15 protein-coding genes, 1 pseudogene and 1 other annotated feature are annotated in these 13262 nt (G+C 41.3%); all 16 genes and pseudogenes read right to left on the reverse strand.

Annotated features, from left to right (window positions below; translation table 11 throughout):
• Nucleotides 1-99: 99 nt before the first annotated feature.
• On the reverse strand, nucleotides 100-525 hold the full coding sequence (rplK, locus tag QFZ72_RS01370) for a 50S ribosomal protein L11 (RefSeq protein ID WP_029282857.1): 426 nt from the start codon (nucleotides 523-525) through the stop codon (nucleotides 100-102).
• Nucleotides 526-695: 170 nt separating this feature from the next.
• A complete protein-coding gene (gene nusG, locus QFZ72_RS01375) occupies nucleotides 696-1229 on the reverse strand; it encodes a transcription termination/antitermination protein NusG (protein WP_101569391.1) in 534 nt (177 codons plus the stop codon).
• Nucleotides 1230-1439: 210 nt separating this feature from the next.
• Nucleotides 1440-1619: a preprotein translocase subunit SecE gene (gene secE / locus QFZ72_RS01380; protein ID WP_307428549.1), complete on the reverse strand. Its 180-nt coding sequence runs from the start codon at nucleotides 1617-1619 to the stop codon at nucleotides 1440-1442.
• Between the two features lie 63 nt (nucleotides 1620-1682).
• Nucleotides 1683-1832, reverse strand: a complete 150-nt coding sequence (rpmG, locus tag QFZ72_RS01385; protein WP_223438930.1) for a 50S ribosomal protein L33 — start codon at nucleotides 1830-1832, stop codon at nucleotides 1683-1685.
• Nucleotides 1833-1926: 94 nt separating this feature from the next.
• Entirely contained in the window at nucleotides 1927-2583 is a 657-nt protein-coding gene (gene sigH, locus QFZ72_RS01390) for an RNA polymerase sporulation sigma factor SigH (protein WP_133313791.1), read from the reverse strand.
• Nucleotides 2584-2650: 67 nt separating this feature from the next.
• Nucleotides 2651-3160, reverse strand: a complete 510-nt coding sequence (locus tag QFZ72_RS01395) for an NYN domain-containing protein (protein ID WP_307428556.1) — start codon at nucleotides 3158-3160, stop codon at nucleotides 2651-2653.
• A 4-nt stretch (nucleotides 3161-3164) separates the two neighbouring features.
• Nucleotides 3165-3908: a 23S rRNA (guanosine(2251)-2'-O)-methyltransferase RlmB gene (rlmB, locus tag QFZ72_RS01400; RefSeq protein ID WP_223438927.1), complete on the reverse strand. Its 744-nt coding sequence runs from the start codon at nucleotides 3906-3908 to the stop codon at nucleotides 3165-3167.
• A 2-nt stretch (nucleotides 3909-3910) separates the two neighbouring features.
• Nucleotides 3911-4327, reverse strand: a complete 417-nt coding sequence (locus QFZ72_RS01405; RefSeq protein WP_307428560.1) for a Mini-ribonuclease 3 — start codon at nucleotides 4325-4327, stop codon at nucleotides 3911-3913.
• Nucleotides 4328-4329: 2 nt separating this feature from the next.
• Nucleotides 4330-5727, reverse strand: coding sequence for a cysteine--tRNA ligase (gene cysS, locus QFZ72_RS01410; RefSeq protein WP_307428562.1), 1398 nt, complete (start codon nucleotides 5725-5727; stop codon nucleotides 4330-4332).
• On the reverse strand, nucleotides 5678-6373 hold the full coding sequence (cysE, locus tag QFZ72_RS01415) for a serine O-acetyltransferase (protein ID WP_307428565.1): 696 nt from the start codon (nucleotides 6371-6373) through the stop codon (nucleotides 5678-5680). The genes cysS and cysE overlap by 50 nt, the downstream gene beginning before the upstream one ends.
• 64 nt (nucleotides 6374-6437) lie before the next feature.
• Nucleotides 6438-6681 (reverse strand) — a binding site (T-box leader).
• Nucleotides 6682-6719: 38 nt separating this feature from the next.
• Nucleotides 6720-8178: pseudogene (gltX, locus tag QFZ72_RS01420) on the reverse strand (glutamate--tRNA ligase).
• A 76-nt stretch (nucleotides 8179-8254) separates the two neighbouring features.
• The gene (gene ispF / locus QFZ72_RS01425; RefSeq protein WP_307428568.1) at nucleotides 8255-8731 is read right to left on the reverse strand and encodes a 2-C-methyl-D-erythritol 2,4-cyclodiphosphate synthase; all 477 of its coding nucleotides are present in this window, start codon (nucleotides 8729-8731) and stop codon (nucleotides 8255-8257) included.
• Nucleotides 8731-9417, reverse strand: coding sequence for a 2-C-methyl-D-erythritol 4-phosphate cytidylyltransferase (gene ispD / locus QFZ72_RS01430; protein WP_307428571.1), 687 nt, complete (start codon nucleotides 9415-9417; stop codon nucleotides 8731-8733). The genes ispF and ispD overlap by 1 nt, the downstream gene beginning before the upstream one ends.
• A 12-nt stretch (nucleotides 9418-9429) precedes the next feature.
• Nucleotides 9430-10530 (reverse strand): PIN/TRAM domain-containing protein, encoded by a 1101-nt coding sequence (locus tag QFZ72_RS01435; RefSeq protein ID WP_307428574.1) that lies wholly within the window; start codon nucleotides 10528-10530, stop codon nucleotides 9430-9432.
• 193 nt (nucleotides 10531-10723) lie between these two features.
• Nucleotides 10724-11806 (reverse strand): DNA integrity scanning diadenylate cyclase DisA, encoded by a 1083-nt coding sequence (disA, locus tag QFZ72_RS01440; RefSeq protein ID WP_223438919.1) that lies wholly within the window; start codon nucleotides 11804-11806, stop codon nucleotides 10724-10726.
• Between the two features lie 4 nt (nucleotides 11807-11810).
• Nucleotides 11811-13193, reverse strand: coding sequence for a DNA repair protein RadA (gene radA, locus QFZ72_RS01445; RefSeq protein WP_223438918.1), 1383 nt, complete (start codon nucleotides 13191-13193; stop codon nucleotides 11811-11813).
• Between the last annotated feature and the right edge of the window lie 69 nt (nucleotides 13194-13262).

The following is a 13262-nucleotide window of genomic DNA, read 5'->3' on the forward strand; positions in this document are numbered from 1 at the left end:
AAATTTCCTCCTTAGTGGTTTTAGCGGAATAACCTCCCACGAATAAAGGTTGCGAACTTGTTAAAAGCAAACTCGCAACCCCTAAAACAAAAACAACAATTAGTCTTCGATGACGATACCCATGCTGCGCGCAGTACCTTCAACCATACGCATAGCTGATTCAACATTAGCTGCATTTAAGTCAGGCATTTTTGTTTCAGCGATTTCACGTACTTTATCACGCTTAACTGTTGCTACTTTATTACGGTTAGGTTCACCTGAACCAGACTCGATACCAGCTGCTTTCTTAAGCAATACTGCAGCAGGCGGAGTTTTTGTAATAAATGTAAATGAACGGTCTTCAAATACCGTAATTTCAACAGGAATGATAAGTCCAGCCTGATCAGCTGTACGAGCGTTAAACTCCTTACAGAATCCCATGATATTAACACCAGCTTGACCTAATGCAGGACCAACCGGCGGCGCTGGATTTGCTTTCCCAGCAGGAATTTGCAATTTAACCATTTTAATTACTTTTTTAGCCACGAGACACACCTCCTTAAGTCCGTGATGTGGTAATAGGGTAATACCCTCCCACTCATGTCGTTCATTCTTTATATGAATGATAGAAATTAATCAAGTTTTATGTCCCGCATAGCGAGACATACTGACTTATGAAATATTATCACTTTTCTTTTGTGAATTCAAGTTTTTTCTTATAATTTATCAACTTGAGAAAATTCCAGCTCAACCGGTGTTTCGCGGCCGAACATATTCACAAGCACCTTCACTTTGCTCTTATCTTTATCAATCTCTTCAATTGAGCCGGTAAAGTTAGCAAAAGGTCCGTCTATTACTTTTACAGTCTCTTTCAAGTCGAAATCAAGTTCAACTCTCTTTTCTTCCATTCCCATATGCTTAAGGATCGTTACAACTTCTTCCGGAAGGAGCGCTGTTGGCTTTGACCCTGATCCAGCTGAACCGACAAATCCTGTTACACCAGGTGTATTCCGGACTACGTACCATGAATCATCTGTCATGACGATTTCTACTAGGACATAACCGGGGAATACCTTTTTCTTTGTTACTTTCTTTTTGCCGTTTTTATAATCTGTTTCTTCCTCTTCCGGAACGATTACACGGAAGATTTTATCTTGCATGCCCATTGATTCTACACGCTTTTCAAGATTCGCCTTTACCTTATTCTCATAACCGGAATAAGTGTGGACTACATACCAATTTTTCTCCATCTTTTATAGGACGATTTGTCCATTCCCTCCCTGCTTTTTGAATCTTATATTTTGATTCTGCTGTTCTTATTTCTTTGGCTGACTCTTTTGAAGACAATGAAAAAACCCGTCGAACGGGTTTTTGGGGAAATATAATATTCTCTATTATAGCACGATTTTATATCTATTATTCAAAAAATAAAACGAAATTGAAGATCCCTGTTTTATTTCTTAAGACACTAGACGAATTAACGATGAAATTCCCAAATCAATAATGGCGAAAAAGACAACAGCAAAAGCGACAGTTGCAATAACTGTAATCGTATAGCGTGTCAGTTCTTTGCCTTTTGGCCAGCTGACCTTTTTCATTTCACGGGATACATCTTTGAAAAAATTAACAATACGCTGCATTTACATTACCTCCAAGAGAATTCAGAAAGCCTGTCATAGAAATAAAGAATCATGAGATGAGTGCTACTTTGTTTCACGGTGGTCCGTATGTGCGTTACAAGCTTTGCAAAATTTCTTGAATTCTAAACGCTCTTCGGAGCTTGACGTGTTTTTCATCGTTGTGTAGTTTCTGCTTCCACAGTCTGTGCAAGCCAATGTAACTTTCTTACGCATTTATGGCACCTTCCGCTAGTCCTGCATTTTTCTATAAAAATGTAACACACGCAAGGTCCTTCGTCAATCACGCCTGACATGTTTTACATGATTTTTACATATTGATTTCACGAAGCTCCAGATATCTTTCAAGCTTTCTTTTCACCCGCTGAAGGGCATTATCTATTGATTTGACGTGGCGGTTGAGCTCTTCAGAAATTTCCTGATAGGATCTGCCGTCCAGATACAGAACTAGTACTTTCCGTTCCAGGTCGCTCAGAAGCTCTCCCATTTTCAATTCAATATCGTCAAATTCTTCTTGATTTATAATCAGTTCTTCCGGGTCCATGACTTTCGTCCCTGAAATGACATCCATCAATGTCCGGTCTGATTCTTCATCGTAAATCGGCTTGTCCAGTGAAACATAAGAGTTAAGAGGAATATGTTTTTGACGGGTTGCGGTTTTTATAGCGGTAATGATTTGGCGAGTAATGCACAGTTCTGCAAAAGCTTTGAAAGAAGTAAGCTTGTCCTCTCTGAAATCACGGATAGCTTTGTACAAACCGATCATACCTTCTTGAATAATATCTTCTCTGTCAGCGCCTATCAGGAAATAGGACCTTGCCTTCGCTCTAACAAAATTACGGTATTTGGTTATTAAATAATCAAGAGCATCGCTGTCTCCATTATGAACAAGCTCCACAACCTGTTCATCCAAAAGAGCATGAAAGTCTTCCTTGCTGAGTTTACCCGTGCTGAAATGTGTGTTCATGCCGATCCCCCCGACCGCACAATAGATAGAAATATTATACAGTATGATTTTTGAAAGCGTCAACAGGCTATAAATCACCCCTGCGCCATTTTTCAAACATTTTCAGGACATCATCTGTTATAGGAATCTTTGATTGAGGACTATTCACTTTGATTTTCTCTACTCTTTTTTGAATTCTTTTTTCAATGGCTTCCACTTCATTTAAAAGTTCTCTTGCCGATTTTCTGAGAGCTCCCTGGCCAAAAATGGCCCATTGCTCTGTGAAATCAGAAGTTGCCACGTGAACCTGTGTTTTAATATTGCTCAGGGAAATCGCAAGTTTTTCAATGCGTTCATCCGCCGTTTCATTTTCACGGGTATAAATCACTTCAACACGGTGGTTTTTTTGTTTCTTTTCAATACCCTTCACTTGATGAGCATCGAATATGACGATTACCCGGTAACCGGTGTAAGCTTGATACTCTGCCATTTTCTGAATAAGCAGCTCTCTTGCTTCTGAGAGATTCTCTTTTTTTAATGATTGAAGATTCGCCCAAGCACCGATGATGTTATATCCGTCAACAAGAAGGATATCCATTTTCTTATTCTCCTAAAGGGTGACGCTTTCTAAAGACCTCATACATCAGCAGACTTGCTGCCACTGAGGCATTGAGCGAAGTGACCCGGCCAGCCATCGGCAAGTTGACCAGAAAATCGCATTTTTCTTTAACCAGTCTTCCCATTCCTTTACCTTCACTGCCTATAACTAATCCAAGAGGCATTTTTCCGTCCATAGAACGGTAATCATCTGATCCTTTAGCATCTGTGCCAACAATCCAGACGCCCCGCTCTTTTAATTCCTCAATGGTTCTTGCCATATTTGTCACTCTTGCTACAGGGATATATTCAATTGCGCCAGTAGAAGACTTCGCTACTGTAGCGGTCAGTCCAACTGCTCTTCTTTTAGGAATGATGATGCCGTGCGCACCTGTTGCATCTGCTGTTCTCATAATGGAACCAAGGTTATGAGGGTCTTCAATTTCATCTAAAAGAAGAATAAATGGGGCTTCATTTTTATCTTCAGCCGCCTTTAGGATATCATCTACCTCTGAGTATTCATAGGCTGCTACCTGAGCAACGACACCTTGATGATTTCCTTCAACCATTTGATCAATTTTCTTTTTAGGAACAGACTGAATGGATATGCCCTTTTCTTTTGCAAGTACCATTATTTGCTGGGCCTGTCCCTTGACGGAGTTTTCCGCCATCCAGATTTTATACACATTTCTCGTCGATTTTAATGCTTCAATGACGGTGTTGCGGCCAATAATATATTCTTCTGACATTCCTATTTCCTCCCTTCGTTCTGAATCAATTCAAATGACGACTGAATGATTTCTGCTAGACGGTCTGCATTTTTTTCAAGATGCAGGTAGCCGATTAATGCTTCAAATGCTGTACTATAGCGGTATGTTTGAACATCTGTGTTCTTTGGAACTGTGCCTGATTTTGCATTTCGGCCGCGGCGTATGATCGCCATTTCTTCTTCAGAGAAATAATCCGATTTTGACAATTCATGAAGAATGGTTGCCTGCGCCTTGGCTGAAACATATTTTGTTGCTAATTTATGCAGCTGATTTGGACGGACGTTGCCTTTAGAAAGCAGGTGATGTCTGACGTAGACTTCATAAATAGCATCACCTATATAGGCAAGAGCCAGGCTGTTCACTTGTTTTGGGTTCGGAATCTCTTCTAAGTGAAGCATGCTTACCCTCTTTTCCATCGCGTGCCTTGAGGCGTATCTTCTAAAATGATATTCATACCCTTCAGCTGATCCCGGATTTCGTCTGACAGCTGGAAGTTGCGGTCTTTTCTGGCTTGAATGCGCTTTTCAATCAATTCTTCAATTTCCGCATCCAAAAGTTCATTATTTCCAAACTGAAGGCCAAGTACAGCTCCAAGTTCATCGAATGCAGCAGTGAAAGCAGCAATTACTTCTTTTGAAGTATTCTTTTCCTGCAAATAGTAGTTGGCTTGCTTTGACAATTCAAACATAACTGAAATGGCGTTGGCTGTGTTGAAATCATCATCCATAGCTTCAACAAAAATCGTGCGCTGTTCAGAGATAATGTTCAGCCACTTTTCATTGTCATCGGTTAAATCAGTGCTGCTTTGTGCACGGTGCAGCAGATTTTCGTAAGATGTGCGAAGGCGGTCTAATGCATTTTTAGTGCTCTCAAGCAAATCAACGGAATAATTAATCGGATGACGGTAGTGAACGGACAGCATGAACAATCTAAGAACCTGGGCATCGTGTTCTTTCAGGATGTCATGAACCAATACAAAGTTGCCTAGAGACTTCGACATTTTTTCGTTGTTTATATTAATATACCCATTATGCAGCCAATAGTTAGCAAACGGCTTTTCTGTCAATGCTTCAGATTGGGCAATTTCATTCTCATGGTGGGGGAATGTTAAGTCCTGTCCTCCTGCATGGATATCGATTGTATCTCCGAAGTGATCATGGACCATAGCGGAGCACTCAATATGCCAGCCGGGTCTTCCTTCTCCCCATGGACTTTCCCAAGAAATCTCTCCCTCTTTCGCCGCTTTCCAAAGCGCGAAATCAAGTGAATCCTGCTTCTTCTCGCCTGCATCGATTCTGGCACCAACGCGGAGTTCATCAATGGATTGATGAGAGAGCTTTCCGTAATCTTTAAAAAATCTTGTTCTATAATACACATCCCCGTCTGCTTCATAAGCAAACCCTTTTTCAATTAAAGCCTGAATAAAGTCGATAATAATATCCATGCTTTCTGTCACACGCGGATGAGCTGTTGCACGGTCGCAGCCAAGAGCCGTTACATCTTCAAAATAGGCTTCAATAAAACGGTCCGCAATTGTCTGAACATCTTCTCCAAGCTCATTTGCAGCCTTTATCAGCTTATCATCTACATCAGTAAAGTTTGATACATAAGTGACATCGTATCCTCTGTACTCCAAGTATTTCCGGACAGTATCATAGACAATGGCAGGACGGGCATTTCCTATATGGATATAGTTATAAACGGTCGGTCCGCACACATACATTTTGACCTTGCCCTCTTCAAGCGGCTTAAACGTTTCCTTTTGTCTGGTTAGCGTATTGTATAACTTGATGGTCATCTTGACTCTTCCCTTCTTTCAATTGTGCAAGCTCTTGTCTCAAATGCAGCATTTCTGCTTCCAGTTCTTTGAACCTGTCTGCGACTGGATCAGGAAGATTGCAGTGATCAAGATCATTTTTGATTCTCTTCCCATTTTGTATCACGACCTTGCCTGGTATTCCTACAACAGTGGAATGATCAGGCACATCACGGAGCACAACCGAACCCGCACCAATCTTAGAATAAGCGCCGACTGTAATGGATCCCAGTACTTTCGCACCTGTAGCAATCAAAGCGTTATCCTGAATGGTCGGATGCCTCTTTCCTTTTTCTTTCCCGGTTCCGCCTAAAGTTACCCCTTGGAAGACTGTTACGTTATTACCAATTTCACACGTTTCTCCAATTACAACACCCATGCCGTGGTCTATGAAAAAACGCCTCCCGATTTTCGCGCCTGGATGGATTTCGATTCCTGTAAAAAAGCGGCTCACTTGAGAAATGACTCTTGCAATGAAGAACAGATTCCGTCTAAAAAAAGCATGTGCCAGCCGGTGCGCCCAAATTGCATGAAGCCCGGAATAAGTAAGAATGACTTCTAAATAAGACCTTGCAGCCGGATCCTGTTCGAAAACAACCTCGATATCTTCCTTCAGTATTTTAAACATTCTATTCCCCCCAAACATTCCCCTTGATTTTTAAATGAAACTAAAAAAGCGCCTCTGCCTAATAGACAGAGACGCTTTAAATGCGCGGTTCCACTCTGTTTAAACAAGCAAAAAAATTGCCTGCTTCAACTTTAGGCTCCTGTAACGGTGAGCAATCCGCTTTTATTTAATGCGTCAGACTGGCTGATGGTTCAATAAAAGACTCAAAGGTGCATTTCGAGAATGATTTCGCATAAACCTCTTTCAGCCGGGGAGGTTCTCTCTATCATGGAAACGGACTCTCTACTTCTCCTTATCAACGCGTTTTAATGTATTAATCTTACTATATTACATTTTTAGAAAAAAGTTAACTGTTCGCACTTTTTAATCGGGTTAAAATTGTTTCTTTTCCGAGCAGCTCGATTGCCTGAGGCAGATCGGGACCATGAGTTTGTCCAGTTGTTGCAACACGGATTGGCATAAACAGGTTCTTGCCTTTATGTCCGGTAGACTTCTGAACAGCTTTCGTAGCAGCTTTAATTTGATCAGCCGTAAAGGACTCAAGCTTCTCAATTTCCTCTGCAAATGCTGTAAGAACCTCTGGAACCTGTTCCTCTTCAAGAACATTTCGCGCTTCGCGGTTATAAGTAATTTCTTCTTTAAAGAAAAGCTCAGTCAGCTCAACTATTTCTGCACCATAACTCATTTTGTCCTGATGAAGGCCGATTAATTTCCGTGCCCAGTCCATTTCTTCTGCTGAAGCAGATTCTGATACTTTTCCAGCTTTGATCAAATGAGGAAGGGACAGATCAACCAGCTGATCTAATTCAAGCTGTTTGACATACTGATTGTTCAGCCACATTAACTTCTGTGTATCAAAAACAGCCGGTGATTTCGAAAGTCGATTCGGATCGAATATTTCAATGAACTGCTCTTTGCTGAAAATTTCTTCTTCGCCGCCCGGAGACCATCCAAGCATGCCGATAAAGTTAAAGAGCGCCTGCGGCAAATAGCCCAATTCTTTATATTGTTCAATAAATTGAATAATTGATTCATCTCGTTTGCTTAATTTTTTGCGGTTTTCATTGACGATCAGTGTCATGTGGCCGAAAATAGGTGCTTCCCAGCCTAATGCATTAAAAATCATAATTTGCTTCGGGGTATTTGAAATGTGGTCTTCCCCGCGAAGAACATGAGTCATTTTCATTAAATAATCATCTACTGCTACAGCAAAGTTATAAGTTGGCGTTCCGTCTTTTTTTACAATGACATAGTCGCCGATTCCATCAGTTTCAAATGAAATTTCATCTTTCACGATATCGTTAAATGTAATGACCTCTCCCTTTGGAACACGGAAGCGAATGCTTGGTTTTCTTCCTTCATCCTCAAGCTTTTGCTGCTCTTCAGGTGTTAAATGTGCGCATTTTCCAGAATATTGAGGAGTTTCGCCGCGGGCACTTTGCTCTTCCCGCTCCTGCTCAAGCTCTTCTTCTGTACAATAGCATTTATACGCCTTTCCGCAAGAAAGAAGTTCATCGTAATATTTTTTTATAAAGATCATTGCGCTCTGACTGTCTGTATGGACCGTATTCACCGTCTGTATCAATACTTTCATCCCAGTCAATGCCGAGCCATTTCAAATATTTAAGCTGGCTTTCTTCGCCGCCTTCAATATTTCTCTTCTTATCCGTGTCTTCAATTCGGATAATAAATTTGCCGCCTGTATTTCTCGCATATAAATAATTAAAAAGGGCTGTTCGGGCATTCCCAATATGTAAATGTCCAGTCGGACTTGGAGCGTATCGCACTCTTACTTCATTTGTCATTGTTGTACCTCCGATAATCTTTAACGTCCGTTTCATTTTATCACTAAAGTCACTCTGTTCAAAAGGTGGTCCGTGATTATTTTTTCTGAATGAGAACCGTTGCCTGTGAAGCTATTCCTTCTCCTCTGCCCGTAAAACCAAGCTGTTCGGTCGTTGTTGCTTTTACATTCACTTGATTGATATCAGCCTCAAGCAGCACAGCAATTCTTTCTCTCATTTGATCAATATATGGAGCCATCTTAGGCTTCTGAGCAATAATTGTACAATCAATATTTAGAAGCGCATATCCTTTTTCTTTTACGAGCTGCCAAACATGCTGCAGTAATTTTGCGGAGTCTGCATCTTTAAATTCTGGATCGGTATCCGGAAAATGCTTGCCTATATCACCGGCAGCAATAGCACCAAGGCATGCATCAGCTACCGTATGAAGCAAAACATCTGCATCCGAATGGCCAAGCAGTCCTTTTTCATACGGAATTTCGATTCCTCCGAGGATGAGCGGGCGGCCTTCTACGAGCTGGTGCACATCAAATCCCTGTCCAATTCTCAACATTACGTTTCCCCTCTTTCACTTTCTAAGATGGCTTTTGCAAGCAGCAGATCATCTGGTGTCGTTAGTTTTATATTTGTATAGTCGCCCTCTATCACTTGAACTTTCCTTCCGCTTCTTTCAATCAAACTTGCGTCATCGGTTCCCAAGAACCCAGACTGCATAGCTTCCTCGTGGGCAGTGAGGATATCTGAAAGACGAAAAGCTTGTGGGGTCTGTACGGCCCACAAGCTAGAACGTTCAACTGTTTCAATCACTTCGCTGTTTAGAACGCGTTTAATGGTGTCCTTTACAGGGACTGCAACCGTTGCAGCTCCATCTTCACTTGCTGCTTTAACTAGTTTTGTCATCATGTGTTTTTTGATGAATGGACGTGCTCCGTCATGGACTAGAACAATCTCGGAAGATGCAGCTTTGAGACCATTATACACGCTGTGCTGCCTCTCACTGCCCCCGCTGATCAAACCTTTAATCTTACGGATTTCGTAACGGTCAGCCATGGCGGCAAAAATATCTCTTTCGTTCGGATTTACAACTAAGAGAATGCCTGTACATTGTGGATCATGTTCAAAAACTTTCAATGTATGAACAATGACAGGAATTCCATCAAGCTCAATGAATTGCTTGTTCTTCCCTGCATTCATACGCTTTCCTTGTCCTGCAGCAGGAATGACTACTTCATACTTCATGCGTTTACTCCCCTACAATGCTTTTTCCAGCAGCTTGGGTTTAGCAAAAATCATTCTTCCGGCAGATGTCTGCAGCACACTCGTAACAATCACATCAATGTGCTTGCCTATATAATCTCTTCCATCTTCAACAACAATCATCGTGCCGTCATCTAAATAGGCGACGCCCTGATTATGTTCTTTTCCATCTTTAATGACTTGTACTTTCATTTCTTCCCCAGGCAATACAACCGGCTTCACAGCGTTTGCTAAGTCATTGATATTTAATACTGCTACACCCTGAAGCTCACATACTTTGTTTAAGTTAAAATCGTTTGTTACCACGACGCCTGATGTAAGCTTGGCTAGTTTTACGAGTTTGCTGTCAACCTCTTGTATTTCATCAAAGTCGCCCTCATAAATCTCTACTTTAATGGACAGCTCCTTTTGAATGCGGTTCAAGATATCAAGTCCGCGTCTTCCGCGATTTCGTTTTAATGCATCAGAGGAATCGGCAATGTGCTGCAGTTCTTCAAGGACAAATTGAGGAATCACAATCGTGCCTTCTAAAAATCCCGTCTGGCAGATATCTGCGATTCTGCCGTCGATAATCACGCTTGTATCCAAAATTTTAAGCTTTTTGTCTTCTGTTTCTGTGTCTTCCTCGCCAGCGCCTTTTTTCTTTCCGATTTTGCCGGAAATAGAGAAAAGACTGATTAATTCATCTTTCCGCTTGAATCCGACCTGAAAACCAAGGTATCCAAGCAAAAGTGTAAGAAAGATCGGAATAATCGTACTGAACACTTGATATTGGATGTCTTTAAACGGAATAACATTTACGATAAGAAAGGCAATTATAAGTCCGACAATCAATCCTAAACTACCAAATAGAACATCCGTTACAGGTGCCTTTACCAGTGATTCTTCTAAAAGCTTTACCCAGTTAATCACATAATCGACAAGCCAGAATGTTGCTATATAGAATAATATCGCTCCTAAAATGGCTAATGCATATGGTGAATTAATAAAAGGTATGTCTTGTAGATTTAACAATCTCATTAGCTCCGGCATAAAGAAAATGCCTAGAGTTCCTCCAAGAAACAGGAAAAAGATCTGCACAATACGCTTTAACATACCTCCACCTCCTTTTTATCTATTATAATCACTTTAATTCAATTAAAACGCCAAAGATATGAAATTCTAAAGCTGTAAACAGATTGAAATGTTAGAACAGATTATACCTTTTCCCAAAAAAGAAAAACAAGAATAATATAGCCTAAATCTGCCGGATTAAAACGTGCAAATAAAAAATTTCATAAAAAGTTCGCTATATTTGACGATCAATCAGCAGTTGTTCCTGCAGCCTGCGCAGACCTTCTTTAATTTTCTTCGCCCGAACCTCGCCAATGCCATCAACCTCATCCAACTGTTCTACGGTTGCACGCGTAATAAGTTTCAGATTTGTAAATTTGTTCACTAAATTTTCAATTATGACAGGCGGAAGTCGAGGAATCTTTTTAAGAACTCTGTAGCCTCGGGGCATAACTAAATCCTCAAGATTGGTAAAATGTGCTGAATATCCTAGAAGCCTCAGCAGGACCATGTCATCTAAGAGCTCCGTATTTGTGAGAACCTGAAATTGATCGAGCACATATTTAGGATCAAGTGTTTTATCAAAACAATAATCTTTAATGACAAGCGCTGCTTCCTCTTCTATATCTGACAGCAATTCGTTCAGCTGTAAACGGATCAGGTGCCCTTCCGTACCAAGTTCATTAATATAATTTAAGATTTCATTTTTTATTCGAAGGACCATTTCAATCCGGTGAATCACCTGCAGCAATTCATCAAATGTTACAAGTTCTTCAAATTCCAATGCTCCAAGATTTATTATTGACTGATCAAGAACGGTGCGGTATTTCTCAAGTGTCTGAATGGCCTGGTTTGCCTTCGTTAAGATTACACCGATGTCTCTCAGTGCATAACGAAGCTCTCCGTAATAAAGAGTTATAACATTTCTTCTCTGTGAAATGGCTACTACCAGATTGCCTGTCTGCTTCGCCACTCTCTCAGCTGTACGGTGACGCATACCTGTTTCGATGGACCCGATAAAAGCATTTGGAACAAGCTGAGCATTTGCATATAATATTTTATTGCCCGAATCACTCAGGATAATGGCTCCGTCCATTTTAGCAAGTTCATAAAGATGAGCCGGGGAAAATGCAGAGTTTATGTAAAATCCTCCATCTACTAGCTCTTTTACTTTATCACTGAAACCGACCACAATCAGACCGCCGGTTTTCGCCCGCAATACGTTTTCAATTCCAGCTCTGAGAGGAGTCCCCGGAGCAATAAATTGCAAGATTTCTTTCATGCTTTTTTCATGTGTTTTTTTCTCTTTATCAATCATTGTCCTACCCCCCTAATGTAGTCTGCAGGGCCTCTGAGACGTTCTTTACTCCCACAACCTCTATGTCCCCCGGCACCGTCCATCCCCCAATGTTGGCCTCTGGAACGATTGCACGCTTAAACCCAAGCTTGGCTGCTTCCATGACTCGCTGTTCGATTCTTGAAACGCGTCTGACTTCGCCGGTTAAGCCTACTTCACCAATAATGATATCCGTCGCTTTTGATGGTACGTCCTTAAAGCTTGACGCTATGCTGACTGCTATTGCCAAATCAATAGCAGGTTCATCTAATTTCACTCCTCCTGCCACTTTTAAATAGGCATCCTGGTTTTGCAGAAGCAAGCCTACTCTTTTCTCAAGGACAGCCATTAACAGCGGTACACGATTATGGTCAATCCCGGTTGCCATTCTTCGCGGATTCCCGAAGCTTGTAGGCGAGATTAACGCCTGAATTTCCACCAGAACCGGCCTTGTTCCTTCCATGGATGCAACAACCGTTGAGCCCGCTGCCCCTTTTGAACGTTCCTCAAGAAAAATCTCTGAAGGGTTCAGAACCTCCTCAAGACCGCTTTCTTTCATTTCAAAAATACCCATTTCATTTGTAGAGCCAAAACGGTTTTTAACCGCCCTTAAAATCCGGTACGTATGATGACGTTCTCCTTCAAAATAAAGCACGGTATCAACCATGTGTTCTAGGATTCTCGGACCTGCAATGGACCCTTCCTTCGTGACATGTCCCACAATAAAGATCGCAATGCCTTTTGTTTTCGCGAGCCTCATCAGTTCAGCGGTACATTCCCGGACTTGTGAAACACTGCCCGGTGCAGATGTAATGTCACTTTGAAAAACCGTTTGGATCGAATCCACGATTACAAATGCAGGATTCGTTTCATCAATCGCTTTTGAAATAAATTCAAGATCTGTTTCAGCAAGAACATAGAGCTTTTCAGATTTGACACCAAGTCTGTCAGCCCTCATTTTCGTTTGCTTGACTGATTCTTCGCCTGAAATATATAAGACATCGTTTCCATTGTCGGCTAACTGAGAAGAAACTTGAAGCAGCAGTGTTGATTTTCCTATTCCGGGGTCTCCTCCTATTAATACTAGGGAGCCTCTTACAATTCCGCTTCCAAGGACACGGTTAAATTCCTGCAGGTTTGTTTTAATGCGCGGTTCTTGAGTTGTTTCAATGTTTGTAATGGGTGAAGGTTTATTGGCGGTTTGACCTGGAGCTGAGTGCGCAAAGGCAACTCTTCTATTTGCAGTTCCTGTTTTGACAATTTCCTCTGTCATCGTGTTCCATGCGCCGCAGCCTGGACATTTCCCCATCCATTTGGCAGATTCATATCCGCACGTCAAACACATGAATTTCGATTTTGTTTTAGCCATTAATTCGGTCCTTCCTTACTAGATTACCAATTTTAATAAGAAATGATGTGCTATCACAGAAACGAAATC

The organism is Bacillus sp. V2I10 (assembly GCF_030817055.1).
Classification (GTDB): Bacteria; Bacillota; Bacilli; order Bacillales; family Bacillaceae; genus Bacillus_P.

What these genes read in the sequence shown, in the direction of transcription:
- cysE (WP_307428565.1), bottom strand. Translation starts at nt 6,373, where the DNA reads ATGTTTAAAATACTGAAGGAAGATATCGAGGTTGTTTTCGAACAGGAT.
- ispF (WP_307428568.1), bottom strand. Translation starts at nt 8,731, where the DNA reads ATGTTGAGAATTGGACAGGGATTTGATGTGCACCAGCTCGTAGAAGGC.
- disA (WP_223438919.1), bottom strand. Translation starts at nt 11,806, where the DNA reads ATGATTGATAAAGAGAAAAAAACACATGAAAAAAGCATGAAAGAAATC.
- QFZ72_RS01405 (WP_307428560.1), bottom strand. Translation starts at nt 4,327, where the DNA reads ATGCTTCACTTAGAAGAGATTCCGAACCCAAAACAAGTGAACAGCCTG.
- ispD (WP_307428571.1), bottom strand. Translation starts at nt 9,417, where the DNA reads ATGAAGTATGAAGTAGTCATTCCTGCTGCAGGACAAGGAAAGCGTATG.
- QFZ72_RS01435 (WP_307428574.1), bottom strand. Translation starts at nt 10,530, where the DNA reads ATGTTAAAGCGTATTGTGCAGATCTTTTTCCTGTTTCTTGGAGGAACT.
- nusG (WP_101569391.1), bottom strand. Translation starts at nt 1,229, where the DNA reads ATGGAGAAAAATTGGTATGTAGTCCACACTTATTCCGGTTATGAGAAT.
- rlmB (WP_223438927.1), bottom strand. Translation starts at nt 3,908, where the DNA reads ATGTCAGAAGAATATATTATTGGCCGCAACACCGTCATTGAAGCATTA.
- QFZ72_RS01395 (WP_307428556.1), bottom strand. Translation starts at nt 3,160, where the DNA reads ATGGATATCCTTCTTGTTGACGGATATAACATCATCGGTGCTTGGGCG.
- cysS (WP_307428562.1), bottom strand. Translation starts at nt 5,727, where the DNA reads ATGACCATCAAGTTATACAATACGCTAACCAGACAAAAGGAAACGTTT.
- sigH (WP_133313791.1), bottom strand. Translation starts at nt 2,583, where the DNA reads ATGAACACACATTTCAGCACGGGTAAACTCAGCAAGGAAGACTTTCAT.
- rpmG (WP_223438930.1), bottom strand. Translation starts at nt 1,832, where the DNA reads ATGCGTAAGAAAGTTACATTGGCTTGCACAGACTGTGGAAGCAGAAAC.
- secE (WP_307428549.1), bottom strand. Translation starts at nt 1,619, where the DNA reads ATGCAGCGTATTGTTAATTTTTTCAAAGATGTATCCCGTGAAATGAAA.
- radA (WP_223438918.1), bottom strand. Translation starts at nt 13,193, where the DNA reads ATGGCTAAAACAAAATCGAAATTCATGTGTTTGACGTGCGGATATGAA.